Source organism: Mycolicibacterium lacusdiani (assembly GCF_021916785.1).
Lineage (GTDB): Bacteria > Actinomycetota > Actinomycetes > Mycobacteriales > Mycobacteriaceae > Mycobacterium > Mycobacterium lacusdiani.
Genome location: NZ_JAKCFC010000007.1, coordinates 93,971 through 109,556, shown reverse-complemented (window position 1 = coordinate 109,556; position 15,586 = coordinate 93,971). Strand labels below are relative to the sequence as shown.

Annotated in this window: 16 protein-coding genes and 1 tRNA gene; 5 read left to right on the top strand and 12 right to left on the bottom strand. The window is 68.8% G+C overall.

The annotated features are described in order from the left end of the window. Positions 1-11: 11 nt before the first annotated feature. Genes LOK44_RS20535 through pdxR form a run of 5 tightly spaced genes read right to left on the bottom strand, consistent with a single transcriptional unit; the run spans position 12 to position 5,951 of the window. Entirely contained in the window at positions 12-1,850 is a 1,839-nt protein-coding gene (locus tag LOK44_RS20535; protein ID WP_237572120.1) for a galactan 5-O-arabinofuranosyltransferase, read from the bottom strand. A gap of 34 nt (positions 1,851-1,884) precedes the next feature. After that, positions 1,885-2,679: a decaprenylphospho-beta-D-erythro-pentofuranosid-2-ulose 2-reductase gene (gene dprE2 / locus LOK44_RS20530; RefSeq protein ID WP_237571940.1), complete on the bottom strand. Its 795-nt coding sequence runs from the start codon at positions 2,677-2,679 to the stop codon at positions 1,885-1,887. After that, complete coding sequence (gene dprE1, locus LOK44_RS20525) at positions 2,680-4,041, bottom strand: decaprenylphosphoryl-beta-D-ribose oxidase (protein WP_237571939.1); 1,362 nt, start codon at positions 4,039-4,041, stop codon at positions 2,680-2,682. 59 nt (positions 4,042-4,100) lie between these two features. Continuing rightward, a complete protein-coding gene (locus LOK44_RS20520; protein ID WP_237572119.1) occupies positions 4,101-4,502 on the bottom strand; it encodes a GtrA family protein in 402 nt (133 codons plus the stop codon). Positions 4,503-4,526: 24 nt separating this feature from the next. Next, complete coding sequence (gene pdxR / locus LOK44_RS20515) at positions 4,527-5,951, bottom strand: MocR-like pyridoxine biosynthesis transcription factor PdxR (protein WP_237571938.1); 1,425 nt, start codon at positions 5,949-5,951, stop codon at positions 4,527-4,529. On the opposite strand from pdxR, the gene LOK44_RS30140 reads away from it, so the two are divergent. After that, positions 5,893-6,456, top strand: a complete 564-nt coding sequence (locus tag LOK44_RS30140; protein WP_372481277.1) for an STAS domain-containing protein — start codon at positions 5,893-5,895, stop codon at positions 6,454-6,456. The two genes, pdxR and LOK44_RS30140, sit on opposite strands and share 59 nt — an antisense overlap. A gap of 66 nt (positions 6,457-6,522) precedes the next feature. After that, positions 6,523-6,993, top strand: a complete 471-nt coding sequence (locus tag LOK44_RS20505) for a carboxymuconolactone decarboxylase family protein (RefSeq protein WP_237571936.1) — start codon at positions 6,523-6,525, stop codon at positions 6,991-6,993. 15 nt (positions 6,994-7,008) lie between these two features. Here LOK44_RS20505 and wzm read toward each other — a convergent pair whose 3' ends face one another. The 5 genes from wzm to LOK44_RS20480 are packed head-to-tail and all read right to left on the bottom strand — an operon-like array spanning position 7,009 to position 12,090. Then, positions 7,009-7,839, bottom strand: coding sequence for a galactan export ABC transporter permease subunit Wzm/RfbD (wzm, locus tag LOK44_RS20500; protein ID WP_237571935.1), 831 nt, complete (start codon positions 7,837-7,839; stop codon positions 7,009-7,011). Beyond that, positions 7,836-8,774 carry a galactofuranosyltransferase GlfT1 gene (gene glfT1, locus LOK44_RS20495; RefSeq protein ID WP_237571934.1) on the bottom strand — a complete coding sequence of 313 codons (939 nt, stop codon included), beginning with the start codon at positions 8,772-8,774 and terminating at the stop codon, positions 7,836-7,838. The genes wzm and glfT1 overlap by 4 nt, the downstream gene beginning before the upstream one ends. Further along, entirely contained in the window at positions 8,758-9,564 is an 807-nt protein-coding gene (gene wzt / locus LOK44_RS20490; RefSeq protein ID WP_372481276.1) for a galactan export ABC transporter ATP-binding subunit Wzt/RfbE, read from the bottom strand. The genes glfT1 and wzt overlap by 17 nt, the downstream gene beginning before the upstream one ends. Before the next feature lie 23 nt (positions 9,565-9,587). Further along, positions 9,588-10,103 carry a bacterial proteasome activator family protein gene (locus tag LOK44_RS20485; protein WP_237571933.1) on the bottom strand — a complete coding sequence of 172 codons (516 nt, stop codon included), beginning with the start codon at positions 10,101-10,103 and terminating at the stop codon, positions 9,588-9,590. 28 nt (positions 10,104-10,131) lie between these two features. Continuing rightward, complete coding sequence (locus LOK44_RS20480; RefSeq protein ID WP_237571932.1) at positions 10,132-12,090, bottom strand: DUF6541 family protein; 1,959 nt, start codon at positions 12,088-12,090, stop codon at positions 10,132-10,134. 118 nt (positions 12,091-12,208) lie between these two features. Between LOK44_RS20480 and LOK44_RS20475 the strand changes: the two genes are divergently transcribed. Continuing rightward, a complete protein-coding gene (locus LOK44_RS20475) occupies positions 12,209-13,405 on the top strand; it encodes a cysteine desulfurase-like protein (RefSeq protein WP_237571931.1) in 1,197 nt (398 codons plus the stop codon). Positions 13,406-13,407: 2 nt separating this feature from the next. Here LOK44_RS20475 and LOK44_RS20470 read toward each other — a convergent pair whose 3' ends face one another. Continuing rightward, positions 13,408-14,391, bottom strand: a complete 984-nt coding sequence (locus tag LOK44_RS20470) for an NAD(P)H-quinone oxidoreductase (protein WP_237571930.1) — start codon at positions 14,389-14,391, stop codon at positions 13,408-13,410. A gap of 45 nt (positions 14,392-14,436) precedes the next feature. On the opposite strand from LOK44_RS20470, the gene LOK44_RS20465 reads away from it, so the two are divergent. Together LOK44_RS20465 and LOK44_RS20460 are read left to right on the top strand one after the other, a co-directional pair. Further along, positions 14,437-14,949, top strand: coding sequence for a MarR family winged helix-turn-helix transcriptional regulator (locus tag LOK44_RS20465; protein WP_237571929.1), 513 nt, complete (start codon positions 14,437-14,439; stop codon positions 14,947-14,949). Positions 14,950-14,968: 19 nt separating this feature from the next. Continuing rightward, positions 14,969-15,058: transfer RNA gene (locus LOK44_RS20460), tRNA-Ser, on the top strand. Positions 15,059-15,082: 24 nt separating this feature from the next. Here LOK44_RS20460 and LOK44_RS20455 read toward each other — a convergent pair. Further along, positions 15,083-15,583: an isoprenylcysteine carboxyl methyltransferase family protein gene (locus LOK44_RS20455; protein WP_237572117.1), complete on the bottom strand. Its 501-nt coding sequence runs from the start codon at positions 15,581-15,583 to the stop codon at positions 15,083-15,085. Positions 15,584-15,586: the final 3 nt, after the last annotated feature.

Genomic DNA, 15,586 nt, shown 5'->3' with positions numbered 1-15,586 from the left:
GCGCTCGTCGCTCACTTGCGGATCGCCAACACGAACGGGCCGACGTCGGTGGTCTCCCAGCGCGGGTCGTCGAACAGCGCGGCGTCCAGCGCGACCTGGTAGCGCCGGACGTTCGGCTGGTTGGGGTAGACGTCGCTGGCCAGCCGCAGTGTGTAGGTGTCGTTGGCGCCGTGCCGCATCAGGAACACCGTCGGTGGCTGCCACGGCAGTCCGTCGAGCGAGGCGATGAGGTCGTCGGCGTCGGTCAGCGTGGCCCAATCCTCGATGACGGCCGACCGCTCCTCGAACTGGGCGAGCGGGTTCGCGTAGTGCGACGTCAGACCCTGGAAGCCGTAGTAGGGGTAGTAGGCGAGGAAGCCGAAGTCCGCGGTCATGACGACGGTCTCGTTGCGCGGCCTACCGGTCGCCGCGGTGATGCGTGCGTCGACGTCGGCGTAGTAGCGCTCGGCGCCGGGCGGTCGCCGGTCGGCGCGTTGGCCGTAGCCGTCGGTGTCGGTGTAGGCCACGGCGATGTCGCCCCGCAGCACGTTGGGGATGTCCTGGCTGAACGTCATCGCCCCGATGGCGCCGACCACGGTGGCGCCTGCGAGCACGCGTCTGCCCGTCGTCGGGGTGACGCGGGACGCGAGCATCCGGGCGGTCGCGATGAATCCGAACACTCCTGCGGCGGTCAGCAGCACGGTCAGCGTCGGCTGCAGCCGGAAGGAGAGCAGCGTGGTGCCCGCGAGCGTGGTCAGCATCGACAGCAGCGACCACGCGTAGACGGCGAGCACGCCGATGGCCAGGGCCCCCGCGCGGGTGGAGCTGCGGGCGTACACCACCAGCCACAGCGTGCCGAGTAGGCAGAGTGCGCCGAGCAGCGTGAACGACAGCATCGGGAAGGTCAGCTGAGCACCGTCGTCGGGCAGGTAGTGCTGGGCGGTGCCGCGGTCGGCGGGTGCGCCCCTGGCGGCGGCCAGCAGGTACGGCCCCCAGCCGATCAGCGCGATCGCACCGGAGATCACGGCGATCACCCCCAACCGCAGCAGCGGGTCCCACCTGGCGCGACCCCGTCCGGCGAGGACGAGGACCAGCGCCATCAGCACGATCGTGAACGCCGCGTACCCGAGCAGCAAGGTGTAGAAGAGCGCGGCGACGCCGAGGAACAGCCCGACCCCGATCACGGCCGCCCACCCAGCTTGCCGATTCCCGCGGCCTCTACCCCGCAGCCCCGACCACGCCAGCACGAACACCGGCGGCAGCAGCACGGAGATGATGGCCGCGTAGGGCTCGGTCGACGAATAGGCCAGCGTCGTCGCGGTGGTGGCGGTTGCCACGGCCAGTGCGTACTCGAACCGGATCATGAACGCCCACAGCCCCAGTGCGACGGCCACGGCGGCGGTGATCGAGATGATGGCCCAGGGCTTGAACGCCTCCCAGCCGGGCATGCCCGTGAGCGCGGCCATTCGCCCGCCCAGCCAGAACCAGCCGGGTGGGTAGTACGGCGGCAGTCCGATGTAGGTCATGTCGTGCGGAATGGCGGAATCGGTGAGCCGCGTGAGGTACTCGGTGCGGAACTGCTGATCCACCGAGACGCCGAACAGATACAGCTTGGTGGCGCCGAGCGGCATGGCGAGGGTGACGACGGCGAATGCGGCGAGGAACGTCACGCCGGCCGCGCGGGCCAGCCACTGTCTGCCTCGACGCCACAGCCATCCCGCGGCGAAGATGCCTGCCAGGGCGCCGAACTGGCCGACGGTGGTCAGTGCGTGCAGCTGGTTGCTGGAGTTGAACGCGGGCCATTCCACCCTGGCGATCGCCGCCAACGCGACGACGGCGACGACCACCGCGACGGCCGCGGCGCCGACCATCGCGGCCGCCGCCCGGCCGGCTACGACTAGCACGTCAGATCGGCAGCTTCCGAAAGATCGGCCGTGGCACGTGGCGCAGCACCATCATCACGTAGCGGAAGGCACCGGGAGCCCACACCAACTCCTTGCCCTTGGCCGAGGCGCTCACGGCCAGTTCGGCGACGTACTCCTTGTCGACGGTGAACGGTGCCTCCTTGGCCCCGGTCGCCTCCCAGTGCGCAATCGTCGTCGACGTCCGCACCTGGCCGGGCCTGATGACGAGCACCCGAACGCCGAACTCGCGCAGCGCTTCTCCGAGTCCGAGGTAGAACCCGTCGAGGCCGGCCTTGGTGGAGCCGTAGACGAAGTTGGACCGCCGCACCCGCTCACCGGCGGCCGAACTCATCGCGATGATCCGGCCCGACCCCTGGGCGCGCATCCGCTCGCCAAGCAGCACGCCGACGGAGATCGCTGCGGTGTAGTTGATCTCGGCGATCTGCACGGCCTTGCGCTGGTTCTGCCACAGTTCCTCGGCATCGCCGAGCAGTCCGAACGCGACGATGGCGACGTCGACGTCTCTCTTCGTGGCACCTTCGCCCCAGGCGGCATCCATCACCGCGGGGTGCGCGTCGGTGTCCACGGCGTCGAAGTCGATCCACTCGACGGACTTCGCGCCCGCCGCGGTCATCGCGGCGATGGCGGCGTCCTTGCGCGGGTGGCCCGGCAGGTCGGCCAGGATGACCCGTGCCGACGCGTCACGCAGGTAGCGCTCGCAGATCGCGAGGCCGATCTCGGAGGTGCCGCCCAGCAGCAGGATGGTTTGGGGGTTGCCCGTGGCATCGAAGACCATTTACAGAAGCTCCAGACGTCGGGCCATGTCGGAGACGAAGACGCCGTCCGGATCGACCTTGCGGCGCACGGCGATCCACTCGTCGATGCGTGGATACATGGCGTGGAACATGTCGGCCGTGGTGCGCGCGTCCTTGGCGGTGTACAGCCTGCCGCCGAACTCGAGCACCCGGCGATCCAGGCCGTCGAGAAATTCGCCCAGTCCCGGCCGGATCGGGAAGTCGACGCAGACGTTCCATCCGGGGATGGGGAAGCTCAGCGGCGCCTGGTTACCGGGCCCGAAGAGCTTGAACACGTTGAGGAACGAGACGTGTCCGGAGCGCTGGATGTCGACCAGCAGCCGCTTGAACTCGTCGACCGCCTCGACGGGGACCACGAACTGGTACTGGGTGAAACCGTCGGAACCGTAGGCGCGGTTCCATTCTCCGACCATGTCGAGCGGGTGGTAGAACTGCGTCAGGTTCTGCGTCTTGCCGCGGTAGGTCTTGCCCATGCGGTACCAGACTTCGGTCATGGGGCCGAACGTCAGCTTGTTGGCCAATCCGTTCGGGAACACGTCGGGCGCGGTGAAGAACTGCGGCGCATCGAATCTCAGCGGATCCTTCCGAAGCTTCGGCGGGAGCTGGTCGATGGTGGCCAGTGAGCCGCGGGAGATGACCGCGCGGCCCAGCTTCGGCGGCGCGCTCATCGCGTCGAACCAGGCACTCGAGTAGGTGTAGTTGGACTCGGTGCCGTCACTGTGGAACGCGATGGTCTCGTCGAGGCCGGACGTGACGTCGCCGTCGGCGATGAAGTAGGCCGTCTCGGTCGGCGTCATCGCGATCGTGGCGCGCAGGATGATGCCGGTCAGTCCGTTGCCGCCGACGGTCGCCCAGAACAGCGGCGCCTCGTCGCCGTCCGGGGTGAGGTGGTGCACGTTGCCGTCGGCCGTGAGCAGGTCCATGGCGCGGACGTGGTTGCCGAAGCTGCCCGAGCTGTGGTGGTTCTTGCCGTGGATGTCGCACGCGATGGCGCCGCCGACCGTGACCTGGCGGGTGCCGGGAAGGACGGGCACCCACAGGCCAAGTGGCAGGGCCGCGCGCATCAGCTGGTCGAGGTTCACGCCTGCGTCGACGTCGACCAGGTGGCTGTCGCGGTTCATCGAGTGGATCTGGTGCAGCGCGGTCATGTCGACGACCACCCCGCCGCCGTTCTGCGCGTTGTCGCCGTAGGAGCGGCCGAGCCCGCGCGCAATCACGCCGCGGCCGTCGGCCTCGGTGACGGCCTTGACGATCACCTCGGGATCGGGTGTCGACAACACCCGGGCCACGGTCGGCGCAGTGCGGGCCCAGCCGGTGAGCCGGCGGGTCGTGGTCTCCAACATCGTGACGAGGGTACCGCGCCCGCCCCACCGCTCACCTCAGCCGGAACATCCCCCGGTCGCTACGCTCCTGCCCACCGGAAGATCACCGCCCGCTGCACCACGAAGTTGATCACCGTGGCCGTGCCCTGCGCGATGACGAAGGCGACCGGCACCCGCCACGGCTTGTCGTCCCAGAGCGTGTACAGCGCGTAGTTGATGCCGACCTGCACGGCGTAGGTGACGGCGTACAGCACGCACACCGCGATGAATCGCGACCGGCTCGGCGGCGCCTGGAACGTCCAGCGCCGGTTGATCAGATACGCGGTGGTGGTGCCCGCGATGAAGCTCAGCGTCTTGGCCACGTTGACGTGTAGACCCAGTCGCAGGAACAGCACGTACAAGCCGAAGTCGACGATCGCAGACAGCCCGCCGGTGGCCAGGAACCGCCAGATCTGGGTGGTCAGACTCAGGTTCGGCGACATCGGGGGCTCGGCCACGCACGGAGCTTAGCCAGTGGACCCGCGCAGGCCCTCCACGCCGCCCAGCACACCGCACAGTGCGTCGACGGCGGCAGTGAAGGCGTGCTCGGCCGGTGTGCCGAAGCTGACCACGATCCCGTCGGTGCGCGGCGTCTCGGGTGTCGCGTCGGGGTGTCGGAGCAGTGCCAGCCCGGACAGCCCGATGCCGGCCTCTCCGGCGCGGCGCAGGACTTCGCCTTCGGTGCCGTCGGGCAGGGTCAGCATCAGGTGCAGCCCCGCCGACATGCCGCTGATGCCGACGTCGAAGGGGGCCAGCGCCTCGACCAAGCGGTCGCGCCGACGCCGGTAGGCCAGCCTGGCGCGACGAATGTGCTTGTCGTACATGCCCGTCGAGATGAAGTCGGCCATGGTGAGTTGCGCAATGGCGTTGACGTAGAACTGCTGGCCGCCGAGTGCAGCCACCACGCGGTCGACCAGGTCGTCGGGCAGCACCATCCACCCGATGCGCAGGGCGGGGGACAAGCTCTTGCTGGCCGACCCGAGATACACGACGCGGTCGGGGTCCAGTCCTTGCACGGCGCCGATGGGCTGCCGGTCGTAGCGGAACTCGCCGTCGTAATCGTCCTCGAGCAGGTGGCCGCCGGTGCGGTGCGCCCACTCCACGACCGCGGTGCGACGAGCGGGATGTAGGGGGACGCCGTGGGGGAAGTGGTGTGCCGGCGTCAGCAGCGCCGCGGTCGCCGAGACGCGGTCGAGGTCGGAGATGATGGCGCCGTGGTCGTCGACGCCGGTCGGGACGGTCCCGATGCCCATGGCCGCCAGCGCGTCGCGGAAGAGGAACAAGCCGTAGGCCTCCACGGCGAACGGCCCGCCGAGCGCGCGTCCCAGGATCTCGACGGCGTGCCGGGTGCCTGCGCAGATCACGATCTCCTCGGGCGAGGCGCGGACGCCGCGGACGCGACCGAGGTACTCGGCGAGTGCCTCGCGCAGCTCGATGCGCCCCCGGGGGTCGCCCATGCGCAGCGCCTCGGTGGGGGCGGCGGACAGCGCACGCCGGGTCGAGGCCAGCCAGGCGCTGCGGGGGAATGCGGCGACGTCGGGAGAGCCGGGCATCAGGTTGTGCGTCGGCGTGCCCGGTGCGCCGCGCGGTCGGGCGGGCAGCGGCGTGGGGCGGCCGTCGAGCACCCACGTGCCCGCGCCCTGCCGTGAGCCGAGCAGGCCCTCTGCGACCAAATCGGCGTAGGCCTCGGCGACGGTGTTGCGGGCCAATCCGAGGTCTGCGGCCAGCGTGCGCGACGGCGGCAACATGAGACCGGGAGCCAGCCGACCGCTGCGCACCGTGTCACGCAGCGCGTCGAGCAGCAGCTCACGGACGCCCCGGGTGCCCGGTGTGATGGCGTCGCGCAGTTCGAGGTGCAGGTCGCGGGCGCCGGTATTGGCCCATGAAGTCACCGTCGAATTGAAGCACTCCGGTGATGGCTCGGGGTGGCCTCAACCGGGTCACCGAAGGGTCCCAATTGCCTTTCGGCCGGCTTCTTCGCTCGGCGGCTCTGCGAAACTAACGCTGGGCTGGGACTGCCGACCCGAGGAGGAGCGCATCACCGACTTCGCGGTATCCGAGACGTGGCACGGCCGTGTCGTGGTGCTCGTGGCGACCGGGACCGTCGATACGACGACGGCACCCGCGCTATATGGCGCGGCCGCGGTGGCCGTCCAAAAGAAGCCGGACGGTTTCGTCTTCGACTTCACCGGGGTGGACCTGCTGACCTCGGACGGGATTCAGGTCCTGATCACGACCATGCGGATGCTCGGGCCCGACGTCGGATATGCGGTGGCGGCCGATGGACCCGGCACCAGTCGACCGCTCGTCATGGCGGGGGTGACCGAGCACATCGGCCTGTACCCCACCCTGGCCTTGGCGCTGGACGCGGTGACGGGCCGCAACGCCTCGTCCTGATTGGCCCATGAACACCGCCCAGAATTGATCCATCTCAGCGGTCCTTTGCCGCCTAGCGTCGTCGTCATGACGCAGACACTCGAACACCCCACCGCCATCGACCGACTCAGCATCTACAAGGTCTCCCCCGAGCTGTACGACGCGATGATGAAGCTGTCCAACGCCTCGGCCAAGGACGTCGACCCGACCATCGGCGAACTGATCAAGATCCGCGCCAGCCAGATCAACCACTGCGCGTTCTGCCTCGACATGCACGTCGCCGACGCACGCAAGCACGGCGAGACCGAGCAGCGCCTCGCGCTGATCGCCGCATGGGAGGAGGCAGGCGATCTGTTCAGCGCCCGGGAACGCGCCGCGTTGGAACTGACCGAGGCCATCACCGAACTGCACCACGGACACGTCTCCGACGATGTCTACTTCAGGGCCGCCGAGGTGTTCAGCGAGAAGGAGTTGGCGCAGGTGATCGCGATGGCGGTCACCATCAACACCTGGAACCGGTTCAACGTGGCGACGCGGATGAAGGCGCCGCGCCGCTGAGCGGGCCGCGCCGGGTTACACCCAGTACGGCACGCGCGCACGGTACTGCTTCATCGCGAACGCCGTGACGATCCAGCCGACGATGGTCAGTGCGATCACCACCACCCAGTGGTGCAGTTGCTGATCGGCGCCCAGCAGTGGAGCACGAACGATGTCCAAGTAGTGCAGCAGCGGATTGAACTCGATGATCTTCGCCCAGCCGCCTGCGCCCTGATCGCGCAGCGTCTGGTCGTTCCAGATGATCGGGGTCATGTAGAACAGCAGCTGGACCAGGCTGAACAGCAGCGGGCTGATGTCGCGGTAGCGCGTGGCCAGGATGCCGAAGCACAGCGCCACCCAGACGCAGTTCAAAACGATCAGGGCCAGCGCAGGGATGAACATCAGATCGGTCCACTTCCAGGGCTGCGGATAGATGATCGCGATCACGACGAAGATGACGATGTTGTGCCCGAACAGCAGCACCTGCCGCCACACCAGGCGGTACACGTGCACCGAAAGTGGCGTCGGCAGTTGCTTGATCAGTCCCTCGTTGGCGACGAACACGTCCGCGCCCTCGAGGATCGCCGCGTTGATCAGGTTCCAGATGATCAGCCCGAGCGTGACGTAGGGCAGGTGCTCGGACAGTTCGAGGTTGAACAGCTTGGAGTACAGCCCGCCCAGGGCAACGGCCATGGTGCCGGTGGCGATGGTGATCCAGATGGGGCCGAGCACCGAGCGCCGGTACCGCTGCTTGATGTCCTGCCAACCCAGGTGCAGCCATAGCTCGCGCTTGGCGAAGCCCGCCGTCAGGTCGCCCCACGCGCGCGCCATCGTCTTCGACTGCGCGGCGGCGTCGGTGAAGGTCATGCTCGACTCGTCCTCCCGAATCTCTCGCGTCTACCCAACCGTCGCAACCTGATCCACTCCCGCAGGCCGGCCGGGTCCCTGCGTGACACCAGGAAGAACCAGCCGAATCGCACCCACTCCTGGGGGATCAGCTTGCGCAGCCCGGGCTGGGACTGCAGGTAGCCGCGGTTGCGGTAGGTGAAGAACCGCTTGGTCTCGTCCGCGGGGTACTGGGTGTGCATGCGCCCGCCCAGGATCGGCTTGAACTCGTCGGAGCCCTGCGGATGCAGGTACACGGTGTCCAGGCAGGTACCGAACGGGAGACCGGAGCGCACCAGCCTGCGGTGCACCTCGACCTCGTCGCCCCGGATGAACAGTCGGATGTCCGGTACGCCAACGGCTTCCAGCGTGGCGGCGCGGAACAGGGCGCCGTTGAACAGTGACGCGATGCCGGGCAGCAGGTCGCCTGCGCCGTCCACGCGCAGCTCGGACACCCGTCGCCGCCACACCAGGCCGCGCCGCAGCGGGAACGCCAGGCGCGCGGGGTCGTCCATGTCACACACCATCGGCGAGACCTCGGCGAGCGAATGCCGTGCGGCGCAAGCCAACAGCGTTTCCAGCACGGTCTCGTCGGCGGGGCGGCCGTCGTCGTCGGCGAGCCACACCCAGTCGGCGCCGAGTGCCAGTGCGTGCAGGATGCCGAGCGCGAAACCGCCTGCGCCGCCGAGGTTTCGCAGAGAGCCGAGATACGTCGTCGGCACCGGCAGCGCGTCGACGAGTTCGCGGACGCGGGGGTCGCCCTTGCCGTCGGGGAAGTCGTTGTCGACGACGATCAGGTGGTCAGGCGCCCGGGTCTGCCCGGACACCACCGTCAACGAGCGGGCGAGGGCGTCGACGCGGCGGTGCGTGACCACCACCGCGATCACCAGACCGTCGGCGTTAGCCACCCGGGGCATCCCAGCGATCGTGCTCGTCGATGACCTCGCGCACGTGCCGCGCGGCGTCCTCGCCCTCGTAGGCGCGCACGACGTCCTCGATCTCGCCGGCCATCCGGACGGTGCCGTGGTCGATCCACATGGCGGTGTCGCAGAGCTGGGCCAGGAATTCGTTGGAGTGACTGGCGAACACCAGGATTCCCGAGCGTGCCACCAGGTCCTGCAGCCGGGTCCGGGCCTTCTTCATGAATTCGGCGTCGACGGCGCCGATGCCCTCGTCGAGCAGCAGGATCTCCGGATCGATGCTGGTGACGACGCCCATCGCTAGGCGCACCCGCATGCCGGTCGAGTACGTGCGCAGCGGCATCGACAGGTACTCGCCGAGTTCGGTGAAGTCGGCGATCTCGTCGACCTTCGCCATCATCTGCTTGCGGGTCTGCCCGAGGAAGAGCCCGCGGATGATGATGTTCTCGAAGCCCGAGATCTCGGGATCCATCCCGACGCCGAGGTCGAACACCGGCGCCACCCGGCCGGTGACGGTCGCCGATCCGCGGGTGGGTTCGTAGATCCCCGACAGCAGCCGCAGCAGCGTCGACTTGCCCGCTCCGTTGTGCCCGACGAGCCCGACGCGGTCGCCCATCTTCAGCGAAAGCGTGATGTCGCGCAGCGCCTCGATGACCACGACGTTGGAGGCGTTGCGGCCGATGGTGCCGCCCGCCTTGCCAAGGAAGGCCTTCTTCAGCGATCGCGACTTGGCGTCGAAGATCGGGAACTCGACCCAGGCGTTCTGGGTCGAGATGCGAGGTTCCACCTGTGTCAGTTTCCGCTCAGCGCCTAGAGGTACTGACCGGTCCCGGTGGAGTGTCCGGGGCCGCGTGGGCCCGGCGCTCCGACGCCCGGCGGCAGCGCGCCCTGGCGCATCTGCTCGAGCTGCTGGCGGGCGGCCATCTGCTGGGCGAACAGCGCGGTCTGGATGCCGTGGAACAGACCCTCGAGCCAGCCGACGAGCTGGGCCTGGGCGATGCGCAGTTCGGCGTCCGAGGGAACGGTGTCGTCGCTGAACGGCAACGTCAGGCGTTCGAGTTCCTCGCGAAGTTCCGGAGCCAGCCCGTCCTCGAGTTCGGCGATGCTGGTGCGGTGCACGTCACGCAGCTTGGTGCGGCTGGCGTCGTCGAGCGGAGCGGCGCGAACCTCTTCGAGGAGCTGCTTGATCATCGTGCCGATGCGCATCACCTTGGCGGGTTGCTCGACCAGATCGGTCAGCGACTTGCCGTCGCCGCCGCCATCGCCGTCACCCTCCTCGTCGGGGATGTTGCTGATGATCTCGAAGTCGCTGTCGTCCTGTGTCATGCCCTCTGCATTCCCTCTCAGCCGCGACCTACCGCTGGCCGGCCCCAACGGAACCCTGCCACTCGTAGATGCGGTCCTCGCCGTTGTCGTAGATCTTCTTCCACGACCGTGACTCGTCTAGCGACACTAGTCCGTCGGGCATGACGAACCCGCGCACGACCGGTGTGCTGGTCAGGACGTAGCGGATGTCGAGCGCCCGCACCGCCTCGGCGACCCGGGGATCGGTGTCGGCCTGATCGGCGTACGCCCAGAAGTTGAACCGCTCATACCCCGGGCCCTGCTGCTGCGGGAAGTCGTAGTGGGTCCACAGCGGGTGCAATCCCGCAACGGCGTACATCCACGCCGTGCCGTCGGTGTTGGCGTTGCCGATCACGGTGTCTCGGGCGCCGGGCAGGGTCGCGAGGTGGGCGAACGCCTCCAGGTCCTTGGCGTTGATCATCACCGAGTCGTACTTCTCGCCGATCAGGTACCGGTGCCGGGGCAGGTAGTGCCAGGCCAGGCCGACCGTCACGCCGACGAGCACGACGGCGGTCACGGCGTGCCACGCCCGCGGCGGCACGCGGGGGGCGAGCCTGCGGCCGCGGTCGACGACGAAGGCCGTTGCGGTGAACATTGCGATGCCCGCCATGGGTGCCAGCAGCATCGTGACGACCGCCGACAACCGCCGGGGGTCGCTGTAGAAGAGGTCGCTGAAGACGCCGGTGACCGCGCCGATGGGGCCGCCGAACGGGGCGGCGGAGTGCACGATCGAGACGATCAGGAGCAGCCACACCGCCAGCGGCCACCAGATCCGCCGGACGATGAGGTAAAGGAAGCCGAGCGCCGACAGCAGCAGGATCGCGTTCTGGATGGGGTAGTCGTTGAGGTGGCGGGTGTGCTGGGCCACGGCCTCGAACAGCACCCGCCTGCGTCCCTGATGGGTGACGTAGGCATGGCCGGCGATGATCTCGGCTTGGGCGAGGACGCCCAGGAACTGGGGGAGCAGCAGCAGCACGGCGGGCACCGCGACGAGGGCGAGGGTGACGGCGTCGGCCCCCCGGCCCCGGATCGGCCGCCAGAGTCCCTCGATCAGCCACCACGCCGCGACGAACGTCACCGCGACCACGCCGCCGGTGATGTGCACCGAGAAGATGCCCACCAGCGCGAGGACGGCGATCGGGACGAGGGTGCGGTGCCGCACGGCGGAGACGACGAGGACGGCGGTCGGCGCTGCCAGACCGAAGGCGGCGAGGTTGGGCATCGACGCCGTGTCGAACTCGACGTAGGGCACGGCGGTGAACGACGCGGTGAGCGCCGCGGCGGCCGCCGCGCAGCCCGCCGCCCGCCACCGGTCGTGATCGCGCAGCAGGAACCACGTCAGTGCGGCGGCGCTGACCGGGAACAGCCAGATGGCGGCGATCAGCGAGGACAGCGTGTATGCGCTGGTTGCCGCGATGCCGGTGAGCTGGCACGCCAGGGCGGCGAGCGCGTGGAACGCCGACGGGTAGAAGAGCGTCGCGTGGGTCTCGACGTTGCGCAGCTCGCCCATGTGGGTGGGTGAGGCTTGGCCGGTGTCGACGATGAAGCGGATGGTGTTCGCGTGCCACACGGAGTCCCAGTTGCTCGGCACCGACTGCCACTGCGGAAGTCCTCGCGCGGCGGCGTACCCGATGAGTACCGCGCCCAGCATCACCCCGGCTGCGACGACGAGTGCCGGCCCGGTCGACATCACAGTTCCCGGCGGAGGACGGTCGCGGAACCGCGACAGCGAAACCTGCAGCGCTGTGATGGCGATCACGATCACCAGCAGCGACCCCAGGGCCGTCCAGCCATTCCACGGAATGCCAACCGCGCCCAACGGCAGGATGGCGAGACCCACGACCCCGTAGGTGAGCGGCGCCCCGACCGCGATGGCGACGGGCCAAGTTAGCTGAGCCGTGCGGGCGACGATTGCTCCGGGGATGACTAGCAACGACCAAGCCACTAGCACGCCGAAGGCCAAGCTCACTGCACTAGTATGGCTGCCGAGGTGGCCCCGTCTGATCAAGGCACGGGCGTCGGAAGATGCCGTCGGTCACCCGAGATCGTTGGAAATTGCGGTTTTCATTCGCTCGAAGGTGGGTGGCATGGCATACGACGTCGCCCGGGTGCGTGGTCTACACCCGTCGCTGGGCGACGGCTGGGTGCACTTCGACGCCCCCTACGGCATGCTGCTTCCCGACTCGGTCGCGACGACCGTGTCGACCGCCTTCCGCGGCTCGATGACCACCGACGTCGGCCCGCATCCCGCCGCCAAGCGCAGTGCCGCGGTGCTGGCGGCCGCGCGCCAGGCCGTTGCCGATCTGGTCGGTGCCGATCCCCGCGGCGTCGTGCTGGGCGCCGATCGCGCGATCCTGCTCGCCTCGCTGGCTGACGCGTCCTCGTCGCGGGTGGGCCTCGGGTACGAGGTGGTGGTCAGTCGCCTCGACGACGAGGCCAACATCTCGCCGTGGCTGCGCGCAGCGAATCGGTATGGCGCGAAGGTGAAGTGGGCCGAGGTCGACATCGAGACCGGTGACGTCCCCGCGTGGCAGTGGGAGAGCCTGATCACCAAGCCCACGAGGTTGGTTGCGCTGACGTCGGCGTCGTCTTCGCTGGGCACCCTGACGGACCTGCGCCCCGTGACCAAGCTCGTGCACGAGAACAACGGTCTGGTCGTGGTCGATCACTCGGCTGCCGCTCCCTACCGCCTGATCGACATCGACGAGGTCGAGGCCGACGTCGTCGCTGTGAACGCGGTGGCGTGGGGCGGCCCCCCGATCGGCGCGCTGGTGTTCCGCGACCCCTCGCTCATCGACACCTTCGGGTCGGTCGCGTTGGACCCGCTGGCCACCGGTGCCGCGCGACTGGAGGTCGGCGCACACCAGTACGGCATGCTCGCCGGCGTGGTCGCCAGCGTCGAGTACCTCGCGAACCTCGACGAGGCCGCGTCCGGCACCCGCCGCGAAAGACTGGCGCTGTCAATGCAATCCGCCGGCGCCTACATGGACCGGCTGTTCGAGTACCTGCTGGCGGCGTTGCGCTCGCTGCCGCTGGTGATGGTGATCGGAGCGCCCGAGGCCCGCATCCCCGTGCTCAGCCTCGCCGTGCACGGCGTTCCGGCGGAGCGGGTGATCCAGCGTCTCACCGACAACGGCGTGCTGGCAGTGTCCAACACGACGTCGCGGGTGCTCGACGTGATCGGCGTCAGCGACATCGGCGGTGCCGTCACGGTCGGCCTCGCGCACTACACGACGATGGCCGAGGTGGACCAGTTGGTCCGTGCGCTCGCCTCGCTCGGCTAGCGTCAATCCCGTACGCGCAGCAGCACTTTCCCGGTCACTTCGCCGGCCGTCAGCATGCGGTGGGCCGCAGCGGCCTCGGTGATCGGCAGCTCGGCTCCGACGATCGGGCGCACCTTGCCCGCGGCGATCATCGGCCACACGTTGGCCACCACCTCGTCGACGATCGCGCCCTTGCCGGATGGGCCGTCCAGCGGCCGTGAGCGCAGCGCCGTCGCGATGACGCCTGCCCGTTTGGCGAGGAGCTTGCCGATGTTGAGTTCGGCCTTCACGCCACCCTGGAATCCGATGACGACGAGGCGCCCGTCCGGAGCGAGCGCATCGACGTTCCGGTCGAGGTAGGAGGCGCCCATGATGTCGAGGATCACGTCGGCCCCCTGGCTGTCGGGCTCGCGCTTGATCGCCTCGACGAAGTCGTCCTCGCGATAGTTGATCGCGACGTCGGCACCGAGTTCCCCGCAGAACGCGAGCTTCTCCGCCGAACCCGCCGTGACGGCGACGCGGCAGCCGAGCGCGCGGGCCACCTGGATCGCGTGGGTGCCGATGCCGCTCGCGCCGCCGTGGACGAGCAGGAGGTGGCCCTCGGTCAGGCCGGCGGTCATCACGAGGTTGGACCAGACGGTGCACGCCACCTCGGGCAGGGCCGCCGCGCTGTGCAAGTCGACACCGTCGGGCACGGGCATTACCTGCGCCGCGGGAACGGCGACCCGCTCGGCGTAGCCGCCGCCTGCCAGCAAAGCGCACACCTCGTCGCCGACCGACCACGTGGCAACGTTCTCACCGATCTCGGCGATCCGCCCGGACACCTCCAGCCCCATGACGTCGCTCGCGCCGGGCGGCGGCGGATAGTTGCCCGCCGCCTGCAGGACATCGGCTCGGTTCACCCCTGCGGTCACCACTTCGATGATCACTTCACCAGGCTGAGCTGCGACGTCCGGCACCTCCACCCAGCGCAGATCGTCGGCCGAGACAGCAGGGATAGCACGCATGTCAATAACGCTACTACTTGCGGTCGAGAGTTCTACTATGACGCCATGGAGGGGATGATTGCAGGGCGAACCGCGAGCGCCATGCCTGGGCTCGACATTGCCGAGGAACGATCTTGGCAAAACTTTCTAGATGCCGCGTTGCGGCTGTACGCCACGTTGAACAAACAACTGGTGGAATCGCACCACCTGACGCTCAACGACGTGCGACTACTCGACCTGCTCGACAGGTCACCGACGGGCTCAGCGCGGATGGGGGATCTCGCCGAGGAACTGATGTCGTTGCCCAGCCGGGTCACCCGTCAGATTCACCGGCTCGAATCGCAGAGCCTGGTCGGTCGCTGTTCGAGTCCGGACGACGGCCGCGGCGTGCTGGCCACCATCACGCCCGAGGGCCGGGCACTGCTGAAGGACGCGTTGGTCACCTACGGGGACGGGGTGCGCACCCACTTCCTCGGCAGGTTGTCCCGGACGCAGATCGCCGCCATGGGGGAGAACTGCCGACGCATCGGCGCCGGACTGCGCGATGCCGCGCCGCCCGCCAGGATGGGTCGGGTCTGAAGGCCTTAGGCTGTCCCACGGTGGCGTGGCAGAGCGGCCTATTGCACTCGCCTTGAAAGCGAGAGTCGGCTAACACCGACCGGGGGTTCAAATCCCTCCGCCACCGCCAGTCCTCCCAAACCGTCGCACGCCGTCAGGCGTACCCCAGCGCGGTGTTCTCCGTGCGGATGCGCACGTTCAGCATGGCGGCGTTGGCCGCGCTGAACACGATCGCGGTGACCCACGCGGAGTGCACCAGCGGCAGGGCCGCGACCTCCATGGCGACTGCGGTGTAGTTCGGGTGGTGCAGCCAGCGGTACGGTCCGCGTGCGACGAGTGGAGCGCCGGGGATGACGATGATCCGTGGGTTCCAGTGCTTGCCGAGCGTGGCGACGCACCACCACCGCGTCGCGGTGCTGAGCGCGACGAGGGCCACCATCGGCCACCCCAGCCAACCGACGAACGGCCGGTGCCCGACGGCCACCTCGATCACGCAACTGGCCAGCAGCAGCCCGTGCATGGCCACCATGGCCGGGTAGTGTCCACGGCCGAACTCCCTGCCGCCGTTGCTGATCGACCACGCGGTGTTGCGCCTCGACACCACCAGCTCGACGAGCCGTTCGGCGCCGACGGCCAGGATGAACAGGTAGTACACGGT

Bases quoted from the DNA above. Each gene is read 5' to 3' on its own strand.
- LOK44_RS20535 (WP_237572120.1), bottom strand. From the start codon at position 1,850: ATGGTCGGCGCCGCGGCCGTCGCGGTGGTCGTCGCCGTCGTCGCGTTG.
- dprE2 (WP_237571940.1), bottom strand. From the start codon at position 2,679: ATGGTCTTCGATGCCACGGGCAACCCCCAAACCATCCTGCTGCTGGGC.
- dprE1 (WP_237571939.1), bottom strand. From the start codon at position 4,041: ATGTTGGAGACCACGACCCGCCGGCTCACCGGCTGGGCCCGCACTGCG.
- LOK44_RS20520 (WP_237572119.1), bottom strand. From the start codon at position 4,502: ATGTCGCCGAACCTGAGTCTGACCACCCAGATCTGGCGGTTCCTGGCC.
- LOK44_RS30140 (WP_372481277.1), top strand. From the start codon at position 5,893: ATGGCGTCGCGCAGTTCGAGGTGCAGGTCGCGGGCGCCGGTATTGGCC.
- LOK44_RS20505 (WP_237571936.1), top strand. From the start codon at position 6,523: ATGACGCAGACACTCGAACACCCCACCGCCATCGACCGACTCAGCATC.
- wzm (WP_237571935.1), bottom strand. From the start codon at position 7,839: ATGACCTTCACCGACGCCGCCGCGCAGTCGAAGACGATGGCGCGCGCG.
- glfT1 (WP_237571934.1), bottom strand. From the start codon at position 8,774: ATGCCCCGGGTGGCTAACGCCGACGGTCTGGTGATCGCGGTGGTGGTC.
- LOK44_RS20485 (WP_237571933.1), bottom strand. From the start codon at position 10,103: ATGACACAGGACGACAGCGACTTCGAGATCATCAGCAACATCCCCGAC.
- LOK44_RS20475 (WP_237571931.1), top strand. From the start codon at position 12,209: ATGGCATACGACGTCGCCCGGGTGCGTGGTCTACACCCGTCGCTGGGC.
- LOK44_RS20470 (WP_237571930.1), bottom strand. From the start codon at position 14,391: ATGCGTGCTATCCCTGCTGTCTCGGCCGACGATCTGCGCTGGGTGGAG.
- LOK44_RS20465 (WP_237571929.1), top strand. From the start codon at position 14,437: ATGGAGGGGATGATTGCAGGGCGAACCGCGAGCGCCATGCCTGGGCTC.